Source organism: Rhizobium sp. NZLR8, assembly GCF_019685025.1.
GTDB lineage: Bacteria > Pseudomonadota > Alphaproteobacteria > Rhizobiales > Rhizobiaceae > Rhizobium.
The window spans coordinates 16610-33510 of record NZ_JABDVY010000003.1 but is presented as its reverse complement, the minus strand read 5'-3'; the positions used below and the strand labels follow the sequence as shown (position 1 = coordinate 33510).

The 16901-nt window shown below is 60.3% G+C and carries 18 protein-coding genes and 3 pseudogenes; 12 read left to right on the top strand and 9 right to left on the bottom strand.

Annotated elements, in window-relative coordinates:
• Positions 1-128 precede the first annotated feature (128 nt).
• From HJB89_RS07565 to HJB89_RS07550, 4 genes are all read right to left on the bottom strand, one after another.
• Complete coding sequence (locus HJB89_RS07565) at positions 129-893, bottom strand: hypothetical protein (protein WP_221141164.1); 765 nt, start codon at positions 891-893, stop codon at positions 129-131.
• Between the two features lie 30 nt (positions 894-923).
• A complete protein-coding gene (locus tag HJB89_RS07560) occupies positions 924-1184 on the bottom strand; it encodes a hypothetical protein (protein ID WP_207583326.1) in 261 nt (86 codons plus the stop codon).
• 90 nt (positions 1185-1274) lie between these two features.
• On the bottom strand, positions 1275-2579 hold the full coding sequence (locus HJB89_RS07555; protein WP_221132195.1) for a HAMP domain-containing sensor histidine kinase: 1305 nt from the start codon (positions 2577-2579) through the stop codon (positions 1275-1277).
• A gap of 1 nt (position 2580) precedes the next feature.
• Positions 2581-3240 carry a response regulator transcription factor gene (locus tag HJB89_RS07550; RefSeq protein ID WP_221149464.1) on the bottom strand — a complete coding sequence of 220 codons (660 nt, stop codon included), beginning with the start codon at positions 3238-3240 and terminating at the stop codon, positions 2581-2583.
• A gap of 398 nt (positions 3241-3638) precedes the next feature.
• Between HJB89_RS07550 and HJB89_RS07545 the strand changes: the two are divergent.
• The 3 genes and pseudogenes from HJB89_RS07545 to HJB89_RS07535 all read left to right on the top strand — a co-directional run.
• Positions 3639-4133: pseudogene (locus HJB89_RS07545) on the top strand (response regulator transcription factor); the annotation flags it as partial.
• A 463-nt stretch (positions 4134-4596) separates the two neighbouring features.
• A pseudogene (locus HJB89_RS07540) lies at positions 4597-5079 on the top strand (adenylate/guanylate cyclase domain-containing protein); the annotation flags it as partial.
• A gap of 217 nt (positions 5080-5296) precedes the next feature.
• Positions 5297-5497 (top strand): hypothetical protein, encoded by a 201-nt coding sequence (locus tag HJB89_RS07535; protein ID WP_207583323.1) that lies wholly within the window; start codon positions 5297-5299, stop codon positions 5495-5497.
• A 106-nt stretch (positions 5498-5603) separates the two neighbouring features.
• On the opposite strand, the gene HJB89_RS07530 is transcribed toward HJB89_RS07535, so the two are convergent.
• The gene (locus tag HJB89_RS07530; protein WP_221149463.1) at positions 5604-6041 is read right to left on the bottom strand and encodes a VOC family protein; all 438 of its coding nucleotides are present in this window, start codon (positions 6039-6041) and stop codon (positions 5604-5606) included.
• 332 nt (positions 6042-6373) lie between these two features.
• Positions 6374-6664 carry a hypothetical protein gene (locus HJB89_RS07525; RefSeq protein ID WP_221116977.1) on the bottom strand — a complete coding sequence of 97 codons (291 nt, stop codon included), beginning with the start codon at positions 6662-6664 and terminating at the stop codon, positions 6374-6376.
• Between the two features lies 1 nt (position 6665).
• Between HJB89_RS07525 and HJB89_RS07520 the strand changes: the two genes are divergently transcribed.
• From HJB89_RS07520 to HJB89_RS07505, 4 genes and pseudogenes are all read left to right on the top strand, one after another.
• Positions 6666-6965 (top strand): hypothetical protein, encoded by a 300-nt coding sequence (locus HJB89_RS07520; protein WP_221149462.1) that lies wholly within the window; start codon positions 6666-6668, stop codon positions 6963-6965.
• Positions 6962-7492: a DUF992 domain-containing protein gene (locus tag HJB89_RS07515; RefSeq protein ID WP_221116975.1), complete on the top strand. Its 531-nt coding sequence runs from the start codon at positions 6962-6964 to the stop codon at positions 7490-7492. The genes HJB89_RS07520 and HJB89_RS07515 overlap by 4 nt, the downstream gene beginning before the upstream one ends.
• Positions 7493-7648: 156 nt before the next feature.
• Positions 7649-8179, top strand: a complete 531-nt coding sequence (locus tag HJB89_RS07510) for a sugar O-acetyltransferase (protein ID WP_221149460.1) — start codon at positions 7649-7651, stop codon at positions 8177-8179.
• Positions 8180-8595: 416 nt separating this feature from the next.
• Positions 8596-8715, top strand: a pseudogene (locus HJB89_RS07505) (transposase domain-containing protein); the annotation flags it as partial.
• A gap of 54 nt (positions 8716-8769) precedes the next feature.
• Here the strand turns inward: HJB89_RS07505 and HJB89_RS07500 are convergent.
• Positions 8770-9576, bottom strand: a complete 807-nt coding sequence (locus tag HJB89_RS07500; RefSeq protein WP_207583318.1) for a sulfite exporter TauE/SafE family protein — start codon at positions 9574-9576, stop codon at positions 8770-8772.
• Between the two features lie 297 nt (positions 9577-9873).
• Here HJB89_RS07500 and HJB89_RS07495 point away from each other — a divergent pair, with 297 nt between their 5' ends.
• From HJB89_RS07495 to HJB89_RS07485, 3 genes are all read left to right on the top strand, one after another.
• The gene (locus HJB89_RS07495) at positions 9874-10311 is read left to right on the top strand and encodes a GNAT family N-acetyltransferase (protein ID WP_207583317.1); all 438 of its coding nucleotides are present in this window, start codon (positions 9874-9876) and stop codon (positions 10309-10311) included.
• Positions 10312-10534: 223 nt separating this feature from the next.
• Positions 10535-11356, top strand: coding sequence for an MBL fold metallo-hydrolase (locus tag HJB89_RS07490; protein WP_207583316.1), 822 nt, complete (start codon positions 10535-10537; stop codon positions 11354-11356).
• 70 nt (positions 11357-11426) lie between these two features.
• Positions 11427-11906: a hypothetical protein gene (locus HJB89_RS07485; protein WP_207583315.1), complete on the top strand. Its 480-nt coding sequence runs from the start codon at positions 11427-11429 to the stop codon at positions 11904-11906.
• Positions 11907-12144: 238 nt separating this feature from the next.
• Here HJB89_RS07485 and HJB89_RS07480 read toward each other — a convergent pair whose 3' ends face one another.
• A complete protein-coding gene (locus HJB89_RS07480) occupies positions 12145-13476 on the bottom strand; it encodes an alkyl/aryl-sulfatase (protein WP_221149458.1) in 1332 nt (443 codons plus the stop codon).
• Between the two features lie 240 nt (positions 13477-13716).
• Here HJB89_RS07480 and HJB89_RS07475 point away from each other — a divergent pair, with 240 nt between their 5' ends.
• Positions 13717-14394, top strand: a complete 678-nt coding sequence (locus HJB89_RS07475; RefSeq protein WP_207583313.1) for a winged helix-turn-helix domain-containing protein — start codon at positions 13717-13719, stop codon at positions 14392-14394.
• 3 nt (positions 14395-14397) lie between these two features.
• Entirely contained in the window at positions 14398-15795 is a 1398-nt protein-coding gene (locus HJB89_RS07470; protein WP_207583312.1) for a HAMP domain-containing sensor histidine kinase, read from the top strand.
• 4 nt (positions 15796-15799) lie between these two features.
• On the opposite strand, the gene HJB89_RS07465 is transcribed toward HJB89_RS07470, so the two are convergent.
• Entirely contained in the window at positions 15800-16648 is an 849-nt protein-coding gene (locus HJB89_RS07465; RefSeq protein ID WP_221149457.1) for a glycosyltransferase family 25 protein, read from the bottom strand.
• Positions 16649-16901 lie beyond the last annotated feature (253 nt).

Genomic DNA, 16901 nt, shown 5'->3' with positions numbered 1-16901 from the left:
CCTAACTCGTCGCTTCTTTCAAGGAACGGTGGGAACTCTTGGCGTCCGGTTGCGCCGGAAGCTGCCCACCCCGCCCCGAACCATCGTCATCTTCACTGCGGCCGGCGCTATGCCGTTGGTCAGTGATCTCAAGGAAGGGTCGGCGCGCGCATGTAGCGGGCTGTCGCGTAGACGACCGTCGCTATGATGGCAAGGAGGAAACCAAGACTGGTGGTGACGGTGCCGAGGCCGAGGCCGCCATATTCCATCGGCTGGGACAGGAGGTCGCCGAAGGACGCGCCGAGCGGGCGGGTCAGGATGTAAGCCAGCCAGAAGGCGGTAGTGGCATCCAGCCTGAACTTGTAATAGGCCACCGCGATCACCACGATGATGCCGCCAAACAGAAGGCCCGTATTCAGGTAGCCCAGTTCGAAGCGTTCCGCGACCTGGTCGCCGACCGATGTGCCGAGGGCAAAGGTGAACAGGATGGCGAGCCAATAGAAACTCTCGCGCCGTGGTGTCAGGATCGAGTGGATGGAGAGCGTGCGGTCCACCCCGTACCAAATGGCGAAGGTGACGGCGAGCGCAATGCTGAAGCCCACCGTGGTGGTCATCAGCGAGACCCCGAAATTGTCAACGAGGTTATCGGTGACAAGGGTACCCACGACGCTGATCAGGACGACCGTCAGCCAATACGACCACGGAACATACTTGCCCTGGTAGAACTGGATGGCGAGCGCGCAGAGAAACACGCAGGCCATGAAAATCGACGTGGCGGTAAGGCCATAGCCGAGGTTGACGTTGAGAAAGTCTGCTGCGGTCTCCCCCATGGTGACCGCCAGCAGCTTGATCAGCCAGAAGTCGACCGTGACCTCGGGGACGCGGCTGGCAGATTGACTGAATGATGTGCTCATCTTGGTATCTCCTGAGGTCACGGGCGCGGCTTACTTGCCAAGAAGCTTCATGGCGTCCATCAGGAACTGGTCGGCACGCTTGTCGTCATCGGCATTGCAGCGCTCGACCGCCTTGGTTTCCAGCTCGTCGGCCTTCTTCATCACATCGGCCGACACCTTGGCGGTCCCCTTGGCCGCGCGGTATTCCTTCAATACGTCCTCGCACGGGCGCGAGGCTGCATTGGCCTGCGCGACGAAGGCTGCGGAGCCGAGCGTGAGGGCGGTGAAGATCAGTTTGGCGGAACGGTTCATGGTGTTTGTCTCCATTGGTTTGTCGTGCACCTGTCGGGGTACGCTCAAAGCATGGGGCGCAAGGCTTAGGAGAAACTTAGAGCCGCCGGATCAGGCGAGAGGCCATTCGAGAACGACCCGCAGGCCGCGTCCTGCAGGATTGTCCATCAGCCGGATGGTGCCACCGTTGCGGCCGGCCAGATTGCGGGCGATCGCAAGGCCGAGGCCGCTTCCATCTGTTTTAGACGGATCGATACGGTAGAAGCGGTCGAACACGCGCTCGCGCAGTTCGGCTGCAATCCCCGGCCCGTTGTCGGTCACGGAGAGAACCGCGTGATCGTTGCGTGTCAGCACGGCAAGATCCACTTGCCCGTGGTCCGGCGTGTATCGCAGCGCATTGTCAACGACGATATCGAGGATGGCGGCCAGTTCCACGGGGTCGCTCCTGACCACGCAGGGAACCGATTGCACCATGCCGAGATCGATCGCTTTTGCGTCGGCCGCTGCCAGGAACCGGCTCAGGCACTCTTGAAGCGCTTCGCCAAGATGGACTGTGGCCGCCTCGCGGCCGGCCCCCTCGCCGCTCTCGCTGCGAGCCAACCTGAGAAGCTGGGTAGACACCTGTGTCGCCCTGCGCACGCCGGCCTCCAGGTCGGCGACGGCCGCGTCGCGCTCCTCCGGCTGCCCTGCCTGCCTGAGATTATCGATCTGGAGGGAAAGTGCCGTGATCGGTGTCCTGAGCTCATGGGCCGCATCTGCAAGAAAGGCACGCTGTTGCTCCAGCGTGGCGCGGACGCGGTCAAACGCGCGGTTGATCGCCAGCACCAGCGGACGCACCTCCACAGGGGCGTCCTTGACCGAAAGAGGGTCAATGTCCTCCACGACGCGGCTTTCCACCCGGCCGGCCAGGATATGGAGACGCTCCATGATCGCACCCACCAGCCAATAGGCGGCAAGCCATGACAGGGGTATGGCCAGCAGGAACGGCCATGCGGTGTTCCAGGCGGCGTCCGCCGCAAGCTCATCGCGCTCGGCCGTGCGCTGGGCGACCATGACGGTACGGGCTGGATCGCCCTTATCGGTAAAAAGCCGCCACTCCTCCCCATTCGCCAGAAAGGTGGAGAATCCGCCAGAGGCGGGTGGTGGGAAAACCACACGCGGATCGTTCGTTCGGGTCGCTCGCGCATCCGCGAAAGTGATCCTGACAGCCACAATCTCATCGCTGGAGGCTCCCGCGCTCGCCAGAGGTTCAAGACCGCTGCCATCGCCGACCACATGAGCGATCTGCTGGAGCTGGAAGTCCAGGATGCTCCACGCCTCAAGACGTGCGCTGTAATAGGAAAAGGCTGCGGCAAAGGCCGCAAGAGCCGTTAAAAGCGCGGAAAAGACGAGAATGAACGAGCGGCGGAGCGACATGTCAGGCCTTCGGGATCATCCAGCCGGCGCCGCGCACATTGCGGATAACATCCTTATGGAAGCGCTTGCGGATATAATGGATCAGAACGTCTATCGCATTGCTTTCGATTTCCTCGCCCCAGCCGTAGATACGCTCTTCAAGCTGACCGCGCGAGAGGATCAAACCCGGTCGCTCTGCCAGTGTCCGCAGAAGTGCGAATTCCCGCGCAGACAGGGTTTCCGTTGCCTCCCTGAACGTTACAGCATGCGTTGCGAGATCCAGCGTCACCTCTCCCGCCTGAATCAGCGACTGGGCATGCCCGGCCTTGCGGCGCATCACCGCCCGGATACGGGCCAGCAGCTCATCGAGCTCGAAAGGTTTCAGCACATAGTCGTCGGCGCCGAGGTCAAGGCCCTTCACACGGCTTGGCAGATCGTCGCGTGCGGTGAGGATGAGGATGGGAACGCCTTTGCCTGCCTTGCGGATCGATTCCAGCACCTGCATGCCATCGATCCGGGGCAGCCCGAGATCCAGCAGGACAACGCCGTATTCCGCGAGGCCGACGGCTTCCAGCGCAGTCTTTCCGTCCGTCACCCAGTCCACGGACATGGCACGCCGCTCCAACCCTTTCAGCAGGGCTTCGGCAATCATCCGGTCATCTTCGACAAGCAACAATCTCATCTATCAAACGTAAGCGGTCTGGTGAAATTTGTCTTCTGCTGACTTGGGCAGACGACAAGCATGAAAACCATAAAGATCGAATTTTCCAGCAGTGCCTTCTGCCGAGGACAGCGGCCTTTATTGTGATCTGTGTTTGGCACACACCATTTTGAGCGAGTTCTATCTGGTTTGAGCGAGTTCTATCTGGCACAAATAGAACGTCGCAAAAGTCAGCGTTTCGCGATCGACTTTGACATCTCGCGGACAACGACGTTTGGACGAGGCCGTCATCGATCGGCTGGCGGCGTCCGGTTCGCCGGAAGCTGCCCACCCGCCCCTCACCTTACCAATCCGTAAGTTGTCGCCCAACTGCCCGCTCAGCTAGATTACCCCCACACCTGCCGGGAATGATCGGGCTGATGCGGATCCTGCTTATCGAGGACGATCGGAAGACGTCCGATTATATCGCCAAGGGCCTTTCCGAGGCAGGCCATGTCTGCGACGTGCTCGGCGACGGCCGCGATGGGCTGTTTCAGGCGCAGCGCGAAGCCTATGACGTCGTCGTCGTCGATCGCATGCTGCCGGGGCTCGACGGGCTGGCGATCGTCCGCTCGCTGCGGGCGGCCAAGGTCGGCACATCGGCGCTGTTCCTGACGTCGATCGGCGGCGTCGACGATCGGGTCGAGGGGCTGGAGGCGGGCGGCGACGATTATCTCACCAAACCCTTTGCCTTCTCCGAGCTTCTGGCGCGCGTCAATGCGCTTGGCCGCCGGCCGCCGGTGCAGGAGCAGAGGACGGTGCTGAAGGTTGCCGATCTCGAGCTCGATCTGATCCGCCGCGAAGCCCGCCGCGCCGGCCAGGTGGTCGAGCTGCAGCCGCGCGAGTTCACCCTGCTCGAGGCGCAGAAGGCTGGCGCGCCTCTGATTCCTCGCCGGGGCAGATCATCGAATATGCCGAGCCGGAATTGAAGTGTTGGATGCCGATGCCCTCGGCCAATCTCGCTCGCATCTCGATGCCCTCCCCCTGGGAAGGCGACGACGCCCAGCAGCTCGATGGGTCGGGGATTTAAGAGATAACACTCATCGATAAAGTCTTCAGCCCGCGCGGATCACCGCGCGGCGTCATCCGCGAGAAGTGTGGCTGACTGACTGCAACGAGCGCGACACGGCCCACTTCGGCCAGCGCTGCCATGAGTTTCAGGTGTTGACATCTATGCAGAGGTTGATGGCTGTTGACCGCTTATTCTGAGTCTACTGTGAATAGCGCACCCACCATAATGAGACTTCGTGTCGCCCTTTTCCGTAATCGAAATAATCCACCGGCAGACCAGCCGCTATCTTAGCATCCGACATCGCCATTCGTTCCGCCATGCATGAGTTATCAAGCATTGCCGAGCGCAATGGCGGGGCCGTCGTGCAATATCTCGGCGATTCCATTTTCGTCATGTGGAATGCCCCGGTCGACGATATCAGCCATGCCGAACATGGTTGGCGATGCGCACTGGCGATGAAAGCGGCGGTCGACGGCTTGAACGAAGCCAATCTCAGCAATGGCCGCCCCGAGCTCCTGACGCGATTCGGATTGCACACCGGCCCGGCCGTCGTCGGCAGCTTCGGGGCGATTTCGCGTCAGCAGTACACGGCGATGGGCGATACGATCAATGTGGCATCACGGCTGGAAGGCATGAACAAGGATCTGAACACATCGATCCTGACAAGCGCCGCCACCCGCGCCGCCGTCGCCGACCGCTTCGACTTTCGCCCCTTCGGCCTGGCCCCGGTCAAGGGACGCGCCGAGAAGGTCGACATATGGGAGCTTGTCGGGGAAATCAGCGACGAGAGCAGATCCTGCGATCGATGAATGACGGCGCAGGTCGAAGCCGATTCAAGATTCACTTTGGAGAGGTAGATGATGGCACGAGTCTTAAGCGATGATCTTCGATTGCGAGTGTTGAAATATGCGGAATTGTGTAGCAACGGAAAGGTGCCCATCATTCCAGCTTCTCGAAGAACCGCCACGGCCGGTTAAGTCCACTAGCTTGCTCCCCCGAAAATCTAAACTCTCGAAGAGGATTTCCATGCAAAGTTCGCGCAAGGACCTGCTGATCGCACTGGCTCTGATAGCTGCGGGCTTCGTAGGCTTTTTTCTTTTTCTCTATCTCACAGGACACGATCCGGACGAGCGTCCATTGACCCTGATCGAATGGGTGATCGGTGGCATCCTGATCGTGCCGGGGTTTGGATATCTCGTGAAGTGGAGACGGGCGAAGGATGGCTAGAGCAATTCCAGAAAAAGTGCGAAGCGGTTTTCCGTCCGGAATTGCGTAAAAACAAAAATTTAGAGCGGTTCTGCGCTTCCGTGAAAAGCTGAACCGCTCTTGCTGCTCAGTTGAGCTCCTGCGCGAGTCCGACAAGAAGCCCCTCAGGCCCGCGGATGTAGCAAAGCCGATAGGACTCCTGATACTGAACGACTTCGCCCACTAGCTCCGCGCCCCGCACACGCAGTCGTCCAAGCGTCTCGTCGACGTCGTCGACGGTGAACATGGCACGGAGGTAGCCAAGCGCGTTAACCGGGGCATCGCGGTGATCGGCGACGACAGTCGGCCGCAGGAAGCGGGAGAGTTCTAGCCGGCTGTGTCCGTCCGGCGTGCGCATCATTGCGATCTCGACATGCTGATCTCCCAGTCCGGTGACGCGCCCGGCCCACTCTCCCTCAATCGTGGCCCGCCCTTCGAGTTCGAGGCCCAGTTCGCGAAAGAAATCAATCGCCACGTCGAGGTCTTCGACGACGATCCCTACGTTGTCCATCCGCTTGAGCGCCATGCTTGTACTCTCCCCCTTGTCGTTCGATTTCCTTCCAGGACGTGCATGGGCCATCGCTCCCGACATCGCTATCAGAATCTTTAGGGAAAATGTCTGGAAGGATCGATCGGGCGCGCACTCTGCAATTCCGAACAATAAAAAAGGCCGGGCGAAACGCACCGACCTTCTCAACATCGCTCTTCACACCAGTGCCAGTACATCCGTGGTCAAGGGCAGATTAACGACTTCGGCGTCGCGAACGCTCCTGTGGAGCACTCACCAGCGATGCCGATGGGCAGTATGTAGCCGCTGATTGTGTTCAATTCAAGTCCACAGCGTCAAGTTATGCCGGACTAGGTCCTGTTGACAAAGTTCTCCATCATCGAATTCCAGCGAGAGCGTGGGAAACGGGTCGGCGCGCAGAGCTTCGAGACGCTCGGTCGTGCGGCGACCTGACGCAGAGCGCGCATGTGCCTTCGTTCGGCGTAGTCCGCCCCGAACAGCAAGAAGTCACGGACGAACGCATTCATCTTGCCGAGCACACGCTGGATCGTGCGGCCCGAAATCTTGCAGACGCCGTCCTCGTCGACGACGAGGACGCGGAGATGATGATAATCGCCTCCGGGCTTCACGAGCCTCGTCATGATGCTCCCGGTGCTCTCCCAGTCGCCGCTGTTCGAAACCGCGGTCTGTGCCGCCTCCTCGATGAGCTTGCTGACAACGGTTCCGTACCGGGCGGAGCGGTTACAGCTATCGATCGCCGTCGTCCGTCCGCCGGGCAGCGAAGCCGCCGCATACCAGTCCGCCGCCCGGATCTACGTCGGCGGCCGCCGCTTCGAATCCGGCAGGGTTGTCGACTTCTCGAAGGAAAAGCCCCAGTCGGCGCTTGAACGAAGTTTGTTGGAATGCGTTTACCGCGGTATTCATGAAAGGAAAATCCCATGAACAAGCTCATGATGACCGCAGCCGCAGCTACCCTCGGCGTCGTTCCCTCGTTCGTCCCGGCAGCAGAGGCTGCCAGCCAGCCCAAGCAACCGAAGCATGCCGCTCAGCAGGTCGTAAATACACCGAAGACCCGTCTTGGAACCCTGTCTTGCGAAGTCGCAGGTGGCGTCGGCATGGTCCTCGGTTCGAGCAAGGCGATCGACTGCAGCTTCAAGCAGAAGACCGGCAAGGTTGAGCACTACACCGGTACGATCGGAAAGCTCGGCCTTGATATCGGCGTAACCGGCAAATCGTACCTTAGCTGGGTCGTCGTCAATACTGCCCCTACGCGCGTAGGCGACGGCGCCCTTGCGGGTACCTATGTCGGCGCGTCAGCCAGTGCGTCCGTCGGCGTCGGCCTCGGTGCCAACGCGCTGGTGGGAGGAAATGCGAAAAACTACGCATTGCAACCACTCAGCGGTGAAGCCGGAACCGGCCTGAATGTGGCTGCAGGCGTCTCCCGTCTCCAGCTTAAGGCTGCGCGGTAGCGCTAGGAATTGCCTAAAACGCGAATCTAGGAGTTGCGTGAAGCGGCCAAGGGTGCTTGCCTCCTTTAGCCCATAGCGGACATGGGCTAAAGCACTTTTCTCTCATTTTCCAATGACATCATCTATAATTGCGCCGAATCGCCGGGATACCAGCATATGACAAGTTCAGCCCGCTCCGCCGAAGGTCGCGCCCGCTTTGAAAATGTGCAACGGGCGGTCCGCCTATTGGCAAGACTTAGCGCGATCGGCTTCGACGATCTTCCCGGCCTGCGCTCCGCCTTTGAAGAGCTAGTAGGAAAGCCAGTGGGCGATCGGTTCATGGTGATCCCTCCTTTCTCGACCGACTGCGGCTTGAACATAAGCGTGGGAGCCAACGTCTTCATCAACCAGGGTTGCCACTTCATGGATATGGGCGGCATCGCTATCGGCGATGACGTAATGATAGGGCCGAAGGTAACCATTGTTTCCGCGGGACACCCTGTGTCTCCTTCGAAGCGTCGAAACGGTATCACTGCGGCACCTGTCATCATTGGCAAGAATGTCTGGATCGGCGCTGCGGCTACCATCCTCCAAGGCGTCACCATTGGTGAGAATGCCGTAATTGCAGCCGGTGCAGTGGTTAGTCGAAGCGTCCCGGCGAACTCTATGGTAGCCGGGGTGCCAGCCCGAGTGATCAAGCATCTGTAGTCGAGCCTCTCGCCATGTCCGACATTGGCCCAAACCGGGCTTCCTTCTCAATGCAGCTGGCCGCAATCAGTCCCTCGTGGTTTGAGTGTGAATAGGCCTCGAACATTGACCCTTTACTTGTCTTCACGCCCGTAGTTGATGGCCCCTTGAATAGGTGGCATCATCATGAGCATGGGTTTAGACCGCAAACAGCAGGTACGCGGGACGACGCCGCCGTCAGTAGAGCAGCAGAAACCTCGAATTTCGAACGATAAAACACGGCGGCGCGAACCCGCCCCGTGCTTCTTCTCACACAGTCCACTCTGAAAAGCCCTGCCATTCCAGGCCAACCGCATCGGGCAGAATTCTTGATTTTTGCACGATACCGTCAACCCCCCTTATCAGTTTGGCGACGGTTGAGAGAGAGCTGAACGACCATCGCCTCGCTCGTCGAGACCTGCAAACTCAACGGCGTTGATCCGCTGGCCTATCGGACCGCCACGCTCACCGCCATCGTCAACGGCCACAGACAGAGCCGGATCGATCAACTGCTGCCAGATTCCTGTCGCAGGACCGCTGAAGATCATGAGGTTGCGGCAGGACGCCCGCGGTCATGCGTGCCGCCATACCTTGATTGCGGAAATCACCAGGATCACAGCAAGGGCAGGCAGCAGCACGACACTCGGGACGATGCCGAGGAGCTGTCCGCCGATAAACGCGCCAAGGATCGATCCAAGGGCCATGACGAGCAGGAACATACGGTTGCTTCTGATGACGGCAAAGCTTTGGTCACGGCTGTAGCGGGTAAAGCCGACGACCATCGTCGGCAGGCTGACAGCCAGGGAAAGGCTACCTGCGAGCTTGATGTCTGCGCCGAAGAGAAGAATGAGGGTTGGAATCAGAAGCTCGCCGCCCGCGACCCCGAGCAGGGATGCCACGATACCAATCACGAGCCCCGCGACCACGCCTGCTATGATCTGCGCAGTCCCCGTCACAAGGGCCGACCCGGCTGAGATGTCGTGACCTAACACCAGCACGCCCGCGATCATGAGCAGCAAGATGGCGATCACCTTGTAGAGCGTCTCGGACTTCAGTCGCGTCGCCCAGCCCGCGCCGAGCCAGGCACCCGCGAGACTTCCGGCCAGGAGGTTGACGATGATTGGCCAATGCGCCGCAATCTGGTCGAAAGGAACCGTCGCCGCCCGAAATGGCAGAGCGAATGCTACGACGACCAGGCTCATGGCCTTGTTGAGGATCACCGCCTCCAACGCTGCAAAGCCGAACGGAGCGATCAGAAGGGGCAGACGGAATTCTGCTCCTCCAAGTCCGATCAGGCCACCAAGGGTGCCGATAGCCGCTCCGCAGATAAACGCCGCTGGCCGATTGCTGGAAAGGTCCTTCAAGGCGGGATCGGCCATGGCGTTATGTTCTCAAGGAAATCACGGGCCATGACCTATGACCCGGAAGCCGCGCATCGACAAGGGTAGCATGGCGCGTGTCACCGCGAGTGGCGCATGGCAAACCTGCGAACCATGCGGCGCCCAGAACATGAGTTTCTCGGTCAACCTGCCTATGTCGCCGAGTGCGCTCTTCACGTCATCCGTCTCTGTACATATGTAAGTATCCTGACTTTTGCGGCGAGAATTGTTGTGATTTTCATCGCAAAAATGGCACTGGATGAATTCAGTGCCAGATAACCTTGAAAGCCACACCCCATGACGACCGTGATCCGCCCCATCGCTTCGCCGGACGAGGCACAATGGCTGCCGCTCTGGCAAGGCTATCTGCGCTTCTACCGCCACCGCCTGCCGGAGGAACTCACGTCGCTCGCCTTTTCGCGCCTGGTCGATCCCGGATGCCAGCCGCATGGGCTGGTGGCCGAGCGCGACGGCGCTCTGATCGGGTTTGCCCATTATCTGTTCCATCCATCGACCTGGGCAGCCAACGACGTCTGCTATCTCGAGGATTTGTTCGTTTCGCCTGAGGCGCGCGGCAGTGGCGCCGGGCGGGCCCTGATCAAGGCGGTCTACGACTACGCCGATGCGTCCGGCGCGGCCACCGTCTATTGGATGACGCAGGAGTTCAACGCCGATGGTCGTGCGCTCTACGATACGCTGGCGCGACGCACCTCTTTCATCCGCTACGAACGCTGACAGAGCCGTGCCGGATGCCGGCGGGCGTCAGCGAGGTGAAATCGACAGCGATGCCGATATTCATGCCTGGGCGCTCGCGCGGGATGATCGGATTGCATGTCCTGTCGAAGCTGTTCCGGGACGCGGGTGGGCTGTGGCTCTACCGACGTGATCCCGGCCAAATCGTCGAATACGACCGGGATGCTGGCCCTGAACACGTACCAAGCTTGCGAGGAACCTGACCATGACATGTCATATCTGCACCGCCTGCGGCACTCAGTTCGGCGAAAGCACGGAGCCACCCTCTGCCTGTCCCGTTTGCGAAGATGATCGACAGTTCGTGCCGCCATCAGGTCAGGCATGGACGAACATGGCGGTCATCGGCTCGACCCATAAAATACTCTGGACCGAGGAAGCCAAGGGCCTTCACTCTCTTCAGATGTCACCAGAGTTCGGGATCGGCCAGCGAGCCTTCCTCATCGAAGGCCCCGACGGCAATATTCTGTGGGACTGCCTCAGCCTGCTGGACGAGACCAGCATCACGAAAATTGCTGCCATGGGCGGCCTTGCGGCCATCGCGATTTCGCACCCGCATTTCTATTCGTCGATGATGGCGTGGAGTGAAGCCCTTGGCGACGTGCCTGTCTATGTCCACGCCGATGATAGCCAATGGGTGCGGAGATCAGGGCCGGCACTCAGCCCATGGACGGGCGAAATCTTCGAATTGAACCAGGCGACCCTGGTCCGCTGCGGCGGCCATTTCGCCGGCAGTTCGGTGCTCTATTGCCCCTGGCTGGAAGACGGACGGGGTGCGCTGTTTGCTGGTGACACAATGCAGGTAACCCTCGATCGCAGATATGTCAGCTTCATGCGCAGTTATCCGAACCTCATACCGTTAAATGCGCGCGCGGTGAAAGGCATAGGAGAAGCGGTGCGTCCCTTCCGGTTCGAGGCGATCTATGGAGGATTTTCAGGCAGGACGATCAAACGCGAAGGATCGCATGTCGTGGAGCGATCAATCGCGAGATACATCCGGGCGATCGAGGCCGACCCACAACAGGACTAGGCCGTGAACCCATAAGTCTTGATGACCGCCCTGGGTGGAACCCGTCATGCAAATCGACTAGTCGTAGTCCATGCTTAAGTTTGTAGAACAACAGCTCGGCCAAGGTTGGGTCGCCGAGCCAAATGCGCCAGAGCCTCAGGTTTCAGTTGCAGGCCCCTCGGTCAACGTCTGTTTCCGCTCGTATAGGCCCGTGCAAGACAGAAAACCGTCGGGTATTCTCAGGGCTTTGAACCTATTTTCGAAGGCCGGTCCGAAGTTTGATGAGACATGGGGCACTCTAAGCTTCATTGGTTGCAGCCGGTGGCGCTGGGACGACACCAACGATCATGAATGGTATAAGGTAGATGGCCATGGTCGCTACAGTGGCATAGCCCCGCGTTGGGGCGAGTTCTATGAGTTAGTTGGCCACGACACGATCCGCGATGCCGTGCCTTGGGAGACAATCCGGGCAGACACCGCTAACTCCCGACATTTCCTCTATTATTTTCGCGACGAAACGCTTGAGTTCATGGCCGAGGAGTGGTCTTTCATCCCTAGCCTGACGGTCTAATTTTGCGTTCGTTTGGAGCTGAGACTTTCCTGTAGTAGCGGAACCTGATTCAGATTCCAGGATGAGCCGCTATGATCTAACCGACGTTGAATGGCGCGTAGTTGCGCGGATTTTACGAGCTTGGGTTTAAGCGCCATCTCTCTCGCTCATTGAGCAAGCCGCCCCAAGGCTGCCACCATGACGGACGGCAACTTCGCGCAGTAGCGCGTTATATCTACACGATTATGCATCCGTTTCTTCAGGCTGGACTACGGAGACCATCACCGTCGTCCAGATAGCGAGCCTTCAAGTTATTGGCGACCGATAGATAATAGTTTCGAGCAGTGGCGTTCATTTGGCGCTCCCCTAGCTCGCGCAGCGCTTTCATCTTGACTGTCATCGCCGCGCGGTTGCCGGGCTCGAGGTCGAGCAGATAGTCCGCTTGCTCTGCAGCCCACTGAAACTCACCGGCTGCGAGCGCCGCTTCAGCACTTTCCAGCATTTTGGCGGAGCCGCCCGACATCGCTACGAGTTTTCCCGCTCGCTCTTTCGCAGGAAGGGGCCAAATATTGGTTGGGTTACCATCGAACCAGCCTGCATTCTGGCAATAAATGCCACGGATCGACCACGGCACGGTCCCATAGAATTCCTGCAGGTAGGGATGCTGCGCTAGCTCTTCAGGCAACTTGATTTGCTGTACCAGCTCATCAGGGGTCATACCCTTGGCAATGCCTTCCATCGTCTTTTCGTACACGAACTTGATGGCATCCCGATAAGCCGTCAGTGCGTTGCGAGCATCGGCCGCATTCTCGATCACACCCATGTGGCCCGGTACAATAAAATCCGCTTCGAGCGAGAGCAGCTTGTCCAAGCTCTCGATCCACTTATCTGCCGGGCGCGTCGGCAGGCCGCGCAACGGAGCGATATTCGGAAAAGTCTTCAGCAAGACATCGCCGGCGATGAGTACCTTTTGCTCCGGGAGCCATACCGAAATGTTGTCGTCCGCTTCCCCAGGGGTCAAAATCGGTTGAAGTGCGATACCTGCGATAGTGATAGGTTTCTCATCACCATCGAACGTATTGGTCGGCGGCAAAAAACCTTGGCGGGTATGAGGCATCGTCCTGCCGTATTCCAACTGCGTGCCCGCGTTGATGAAGTCCTCGGCCGGAAGATGCATGCCGAAGGCATCGCCTCCATCGCGCTGACCGCGACCCATGCTGGGTGTCGCAGAACGCAAAAGCTCGTGGCTATAAATTCCTGGGTTTTCATTGCCCGCGAACACAGTCGCACCGCCCGTATGGTCGGGGTGATTATGGGTATAGATGATCGCCTTGACGGGACGAACGAGGTGAGAACCAAACGCCTCTACGATGGCCGTCGCATCAACAGGATTGGCGGCGGTGTCGACGATAATCGAACCTACCCGGCCGGCAATCAAGGTGACGTTGCTCGCCGAGTAGCCGATGGCGGCATATACCCCGTCGGTGACGTGGACGACGCGTGGCCGAAATTCCTCCGAATGGGCAATCAGCTTCTCCCTACCAATGAACTCGTCTTGAGAGCCGGTTTGGAGTGTAGGTTTAATGGTCATGGCATCCCGTTTCCGTCTGTCGTCGCGAAGGCATCTTACTAATCGGGGGCCTGAGGTCGAGAACTTCATGGCCGCAATTGAACCTATAGAGCCTTTGGAAACATATACCCTGCGGGATAATTCCACGGCAGGAGGCCCTGACTGAGCAGGGCCCCCGCACCTTACCAATCCGTAAGTTGTGGCCAAGCCGGCGCCTCGGCTAAATTGCCCGCTCCAGGCATGTCGGGAACGATCGGGCCGATGCGAATCCTGCTTATCGAGGACGATACCAAGACGTCCGACTATATCGCCAAGGGCCTTTCCGAGGCAGGCCACGTCTGTGACGTGGTCGGCGACGGCCGCGATGGGCTGTTTCAGGCGCAGCGCGAGGCCTATGACGTCATCGTCGTCGATCGCATGCTGCCGGGGCTCGATGGGCTGGCGATCGTTCGCTCGCTCCGGGCTGCCAAGATCGGCACATCGGCGCTGTTCCTGACGTCGATCGGCGGCGTCGACGACCGGGTCGAAGGGCTGGAGGCGGGCGGCGACGATTATCTCACCAAGCCTTTCGCCTTCTCCGAGCTGATGGCGCGCGTCAATGCGCTTGGCCGCCGGCCGCCGGTGCAGGAGCAGAAGACGGTGCTGAAGGTTGCCGATCTCGAGCTCGATCTGATCCGCCGCGAAGCCCGCCGCGCCGGCCAAGTGATCGAGCTGCAGCCGCGTGAGTTCGTCCTGCTCGAAGTGCTGATGCGCGGCGAAGGCCGGGTCATCACCAAGACGATGCTTTTGGAGCGGGTCTGGGATTTCCACTTCGATCCGAAGACCAGCGTCGTCGAGACCCATATCAGCCGCTTGAGGGCCAAGGTCGACAGACCGTTCCAAGCCCAGCTTCTGCACACGGTCCGCAACACCGGATACAGCCTGCATGCGCCGCGTTAGAACATGATGGCTCCCAACCCCACAGGATTTTTGGCATCGTTCTCCAGCCTGCGCCGGAGCACGCCGTTCCGGCTTGCCGTCACCTTCGGCTTGCTCTTCGTCGTCACCTTCTTCTTGAGCGGCGCGATCATCTATCACATGCTGGACCTTGGCCTCTCCCGCGATCTCGAACAGTCGCTCACCGAGATGAATTCGCTGATCGTTTCGACCTACGAGCCCGGTGACACCGGGGATCTCGTCAACACGCTGAACAATTATGCGAGCTTCCAGTCGACCTCCGACGGGCTTTATTCGCTGACCGACCATGCCGGCAAGAAGCTCGCCGGCAATTTCGCCGCACCGCCCATCCCGAACGGCGTCTATACCGTCAGCTCGGGCGATGTCGGGCTGAAGGGGCATGAACGCTACCGGATGCAGGTGTCGACGATCGGCCCCTACAGCCTGGTGGTCGGCGACAACTTCAACGATGTCGACGAGATGCTGAGGATCGTGCTTGAAAGTTTCGAATGGGCCGCGGCGATCGTCGTGGCGACGGCGATCGGCGGCGGCGCCTTTCTCGCCGTTCGCGCCCAGGCGCGGCTGGACAGGGTGGCCAACACCATGAACGACGTGTCCCACGGCGCGCTCGACGCCCGCATTCCGATCAGCGGCAACGGCGACGATCTGGATACGGTGGCGATCCAGATCAACGCGGCGCTGGTGCGGCTGCAGACCTTGGTCGAGAGCATGCGGCAGGTGAGCACCGATATCGCCCATGATCTGAAAACGCCGCTGAACCGGCTGCGGCTGACGCTCGATGCCGCGGTGGCGGGCAATGACCGGCAGGCGGATGTGTCGGTCCTTCTCGACGAAGCGAGAAACGAGAGCGACCGGATCAACGCCACTTTCGAGGCGCTGCTGCGCATTTCCCAGATCGAGGCCGGCGCCCGCAAGGAGCGTTTCCAGCCGACCGATCTCGATGCCGTGCTTGCGGTGATTTCCGAGGTCTATGTCGATGTCGCCGAAGATGCGCAGAAGTCGCTGCGGATAACGGCGCGCGCTCCCGCCATCATCCGCGGCGACCGCGATCTGCTGACCCAGATGATCGCCAACCTGGTGGAGAATGCGATCAACCACTGCCCGGCTGGAACGGTGATCACGGTTTCGCTGCGCCGTGAGCACGATCGCGCCATCCTCTCGGTCGCCGATACCGGCCCCGGCATTCCCGCCGGCGAAAGGGACAAGGTGTTCCGGCGGCTCTACCGGCTGGACAAAAGCCGCACGACGCCCGGAAGCGGGCTCGGGCTCAGCCTCGTCAAGGCGATCGCCGAGCTGCATGCGGCCGAGATCACCATGGGAGACAGTCAACCCGGCCTCATCGTCTCGATCGCCTTCCCCCTACTCTCCGGGGAGCGGTCCTGACAGCTCAACCCGGCGAGCGATCCTGACCTTTCATCCCGGGTGAGCGGTCCCGACCGCTCACCCTTGATGCCGCGAGGCGGCTGAAGCGGGCAGCAAAGCGGCGTATTTCGGCAGCAGTGCGATAGGGCAGAACGCTCCACGGCCGGCGGCGGCCAAGCCGGTAGGCCGAAAGCCCTGCCTGGATCTGCGAGCAGGCATCCGCCCTTTGGCTGACCGGCAGCGGATCGACGAAGCAGGCGCTTAAGCCCTCGTCGAATTCCAGGTCGAAGGCGAGATCATAGGGCAGCCGCATCGGCAGCAGCGCGCCGACCATCCAGCCGGCCGCCTTGCGGTTGATCAGATAGGCGCCGGAGCCTTTCTCGCGGGTGAGCGCGATGGCGAGCGAGCGCGATGCCGTCAGCGGCGCCACTTGGTGTTTGCGCCCGGTGTTGACGGTGGAGAGACGCAGGATGTCCCAGCGCTCCTGGTGCTGCAGGGCAGCTTCCACCACATCGGCGAGGTCATCGTCGAAATCGAGGTCGTCTTCCAGAATGAGGGCGAATTCGGCATCGCCGGAGAGGAAGCGCCAGGCGCATTCGACGTGGCTGAGATAGCAGCCGATCTCGAAAAGGTTCGGCCGGCGGCCATGCCGGCTCAGATAGGAGGCTTCGTCGAAATCCGGATGCGGCAGGCTGAGCGTTGCGCCATCCACCGCCGCCACCCGCTCGAAGGCAAGGCCGATGCCGGAAAGCAGGCGCTCCATGCGAAACCGCCGCAATGGCGCCCGGTCGAGATTGATCAGATAGGTGTTGACCCGCAGGCTGACCGGATGGATCGCCGGCATCAGGGCGGCAGGTGTAGCGTGCATGTTCATGAGAAATCTGGCCTTCGACTTGGCAATGACTGCGCCAAACTTGCGCTCGAAATCTCACCGGCACCTCGCCGGGGCTATACATTTTCGTAAGGTGGCAAGGGTTCGAGTGTGGGGCGGCTGACGTGCGGGCGCCTGCACCCGGACGAGACATCCGGCGGCGGTCCCCAGACGGCAGACTTTGCTAAGCGACAAGAAGACGGTTGCCGCGATCCGGATCGCCGATCCTCAATCGGATTTGCAGCCCTTGGAAATC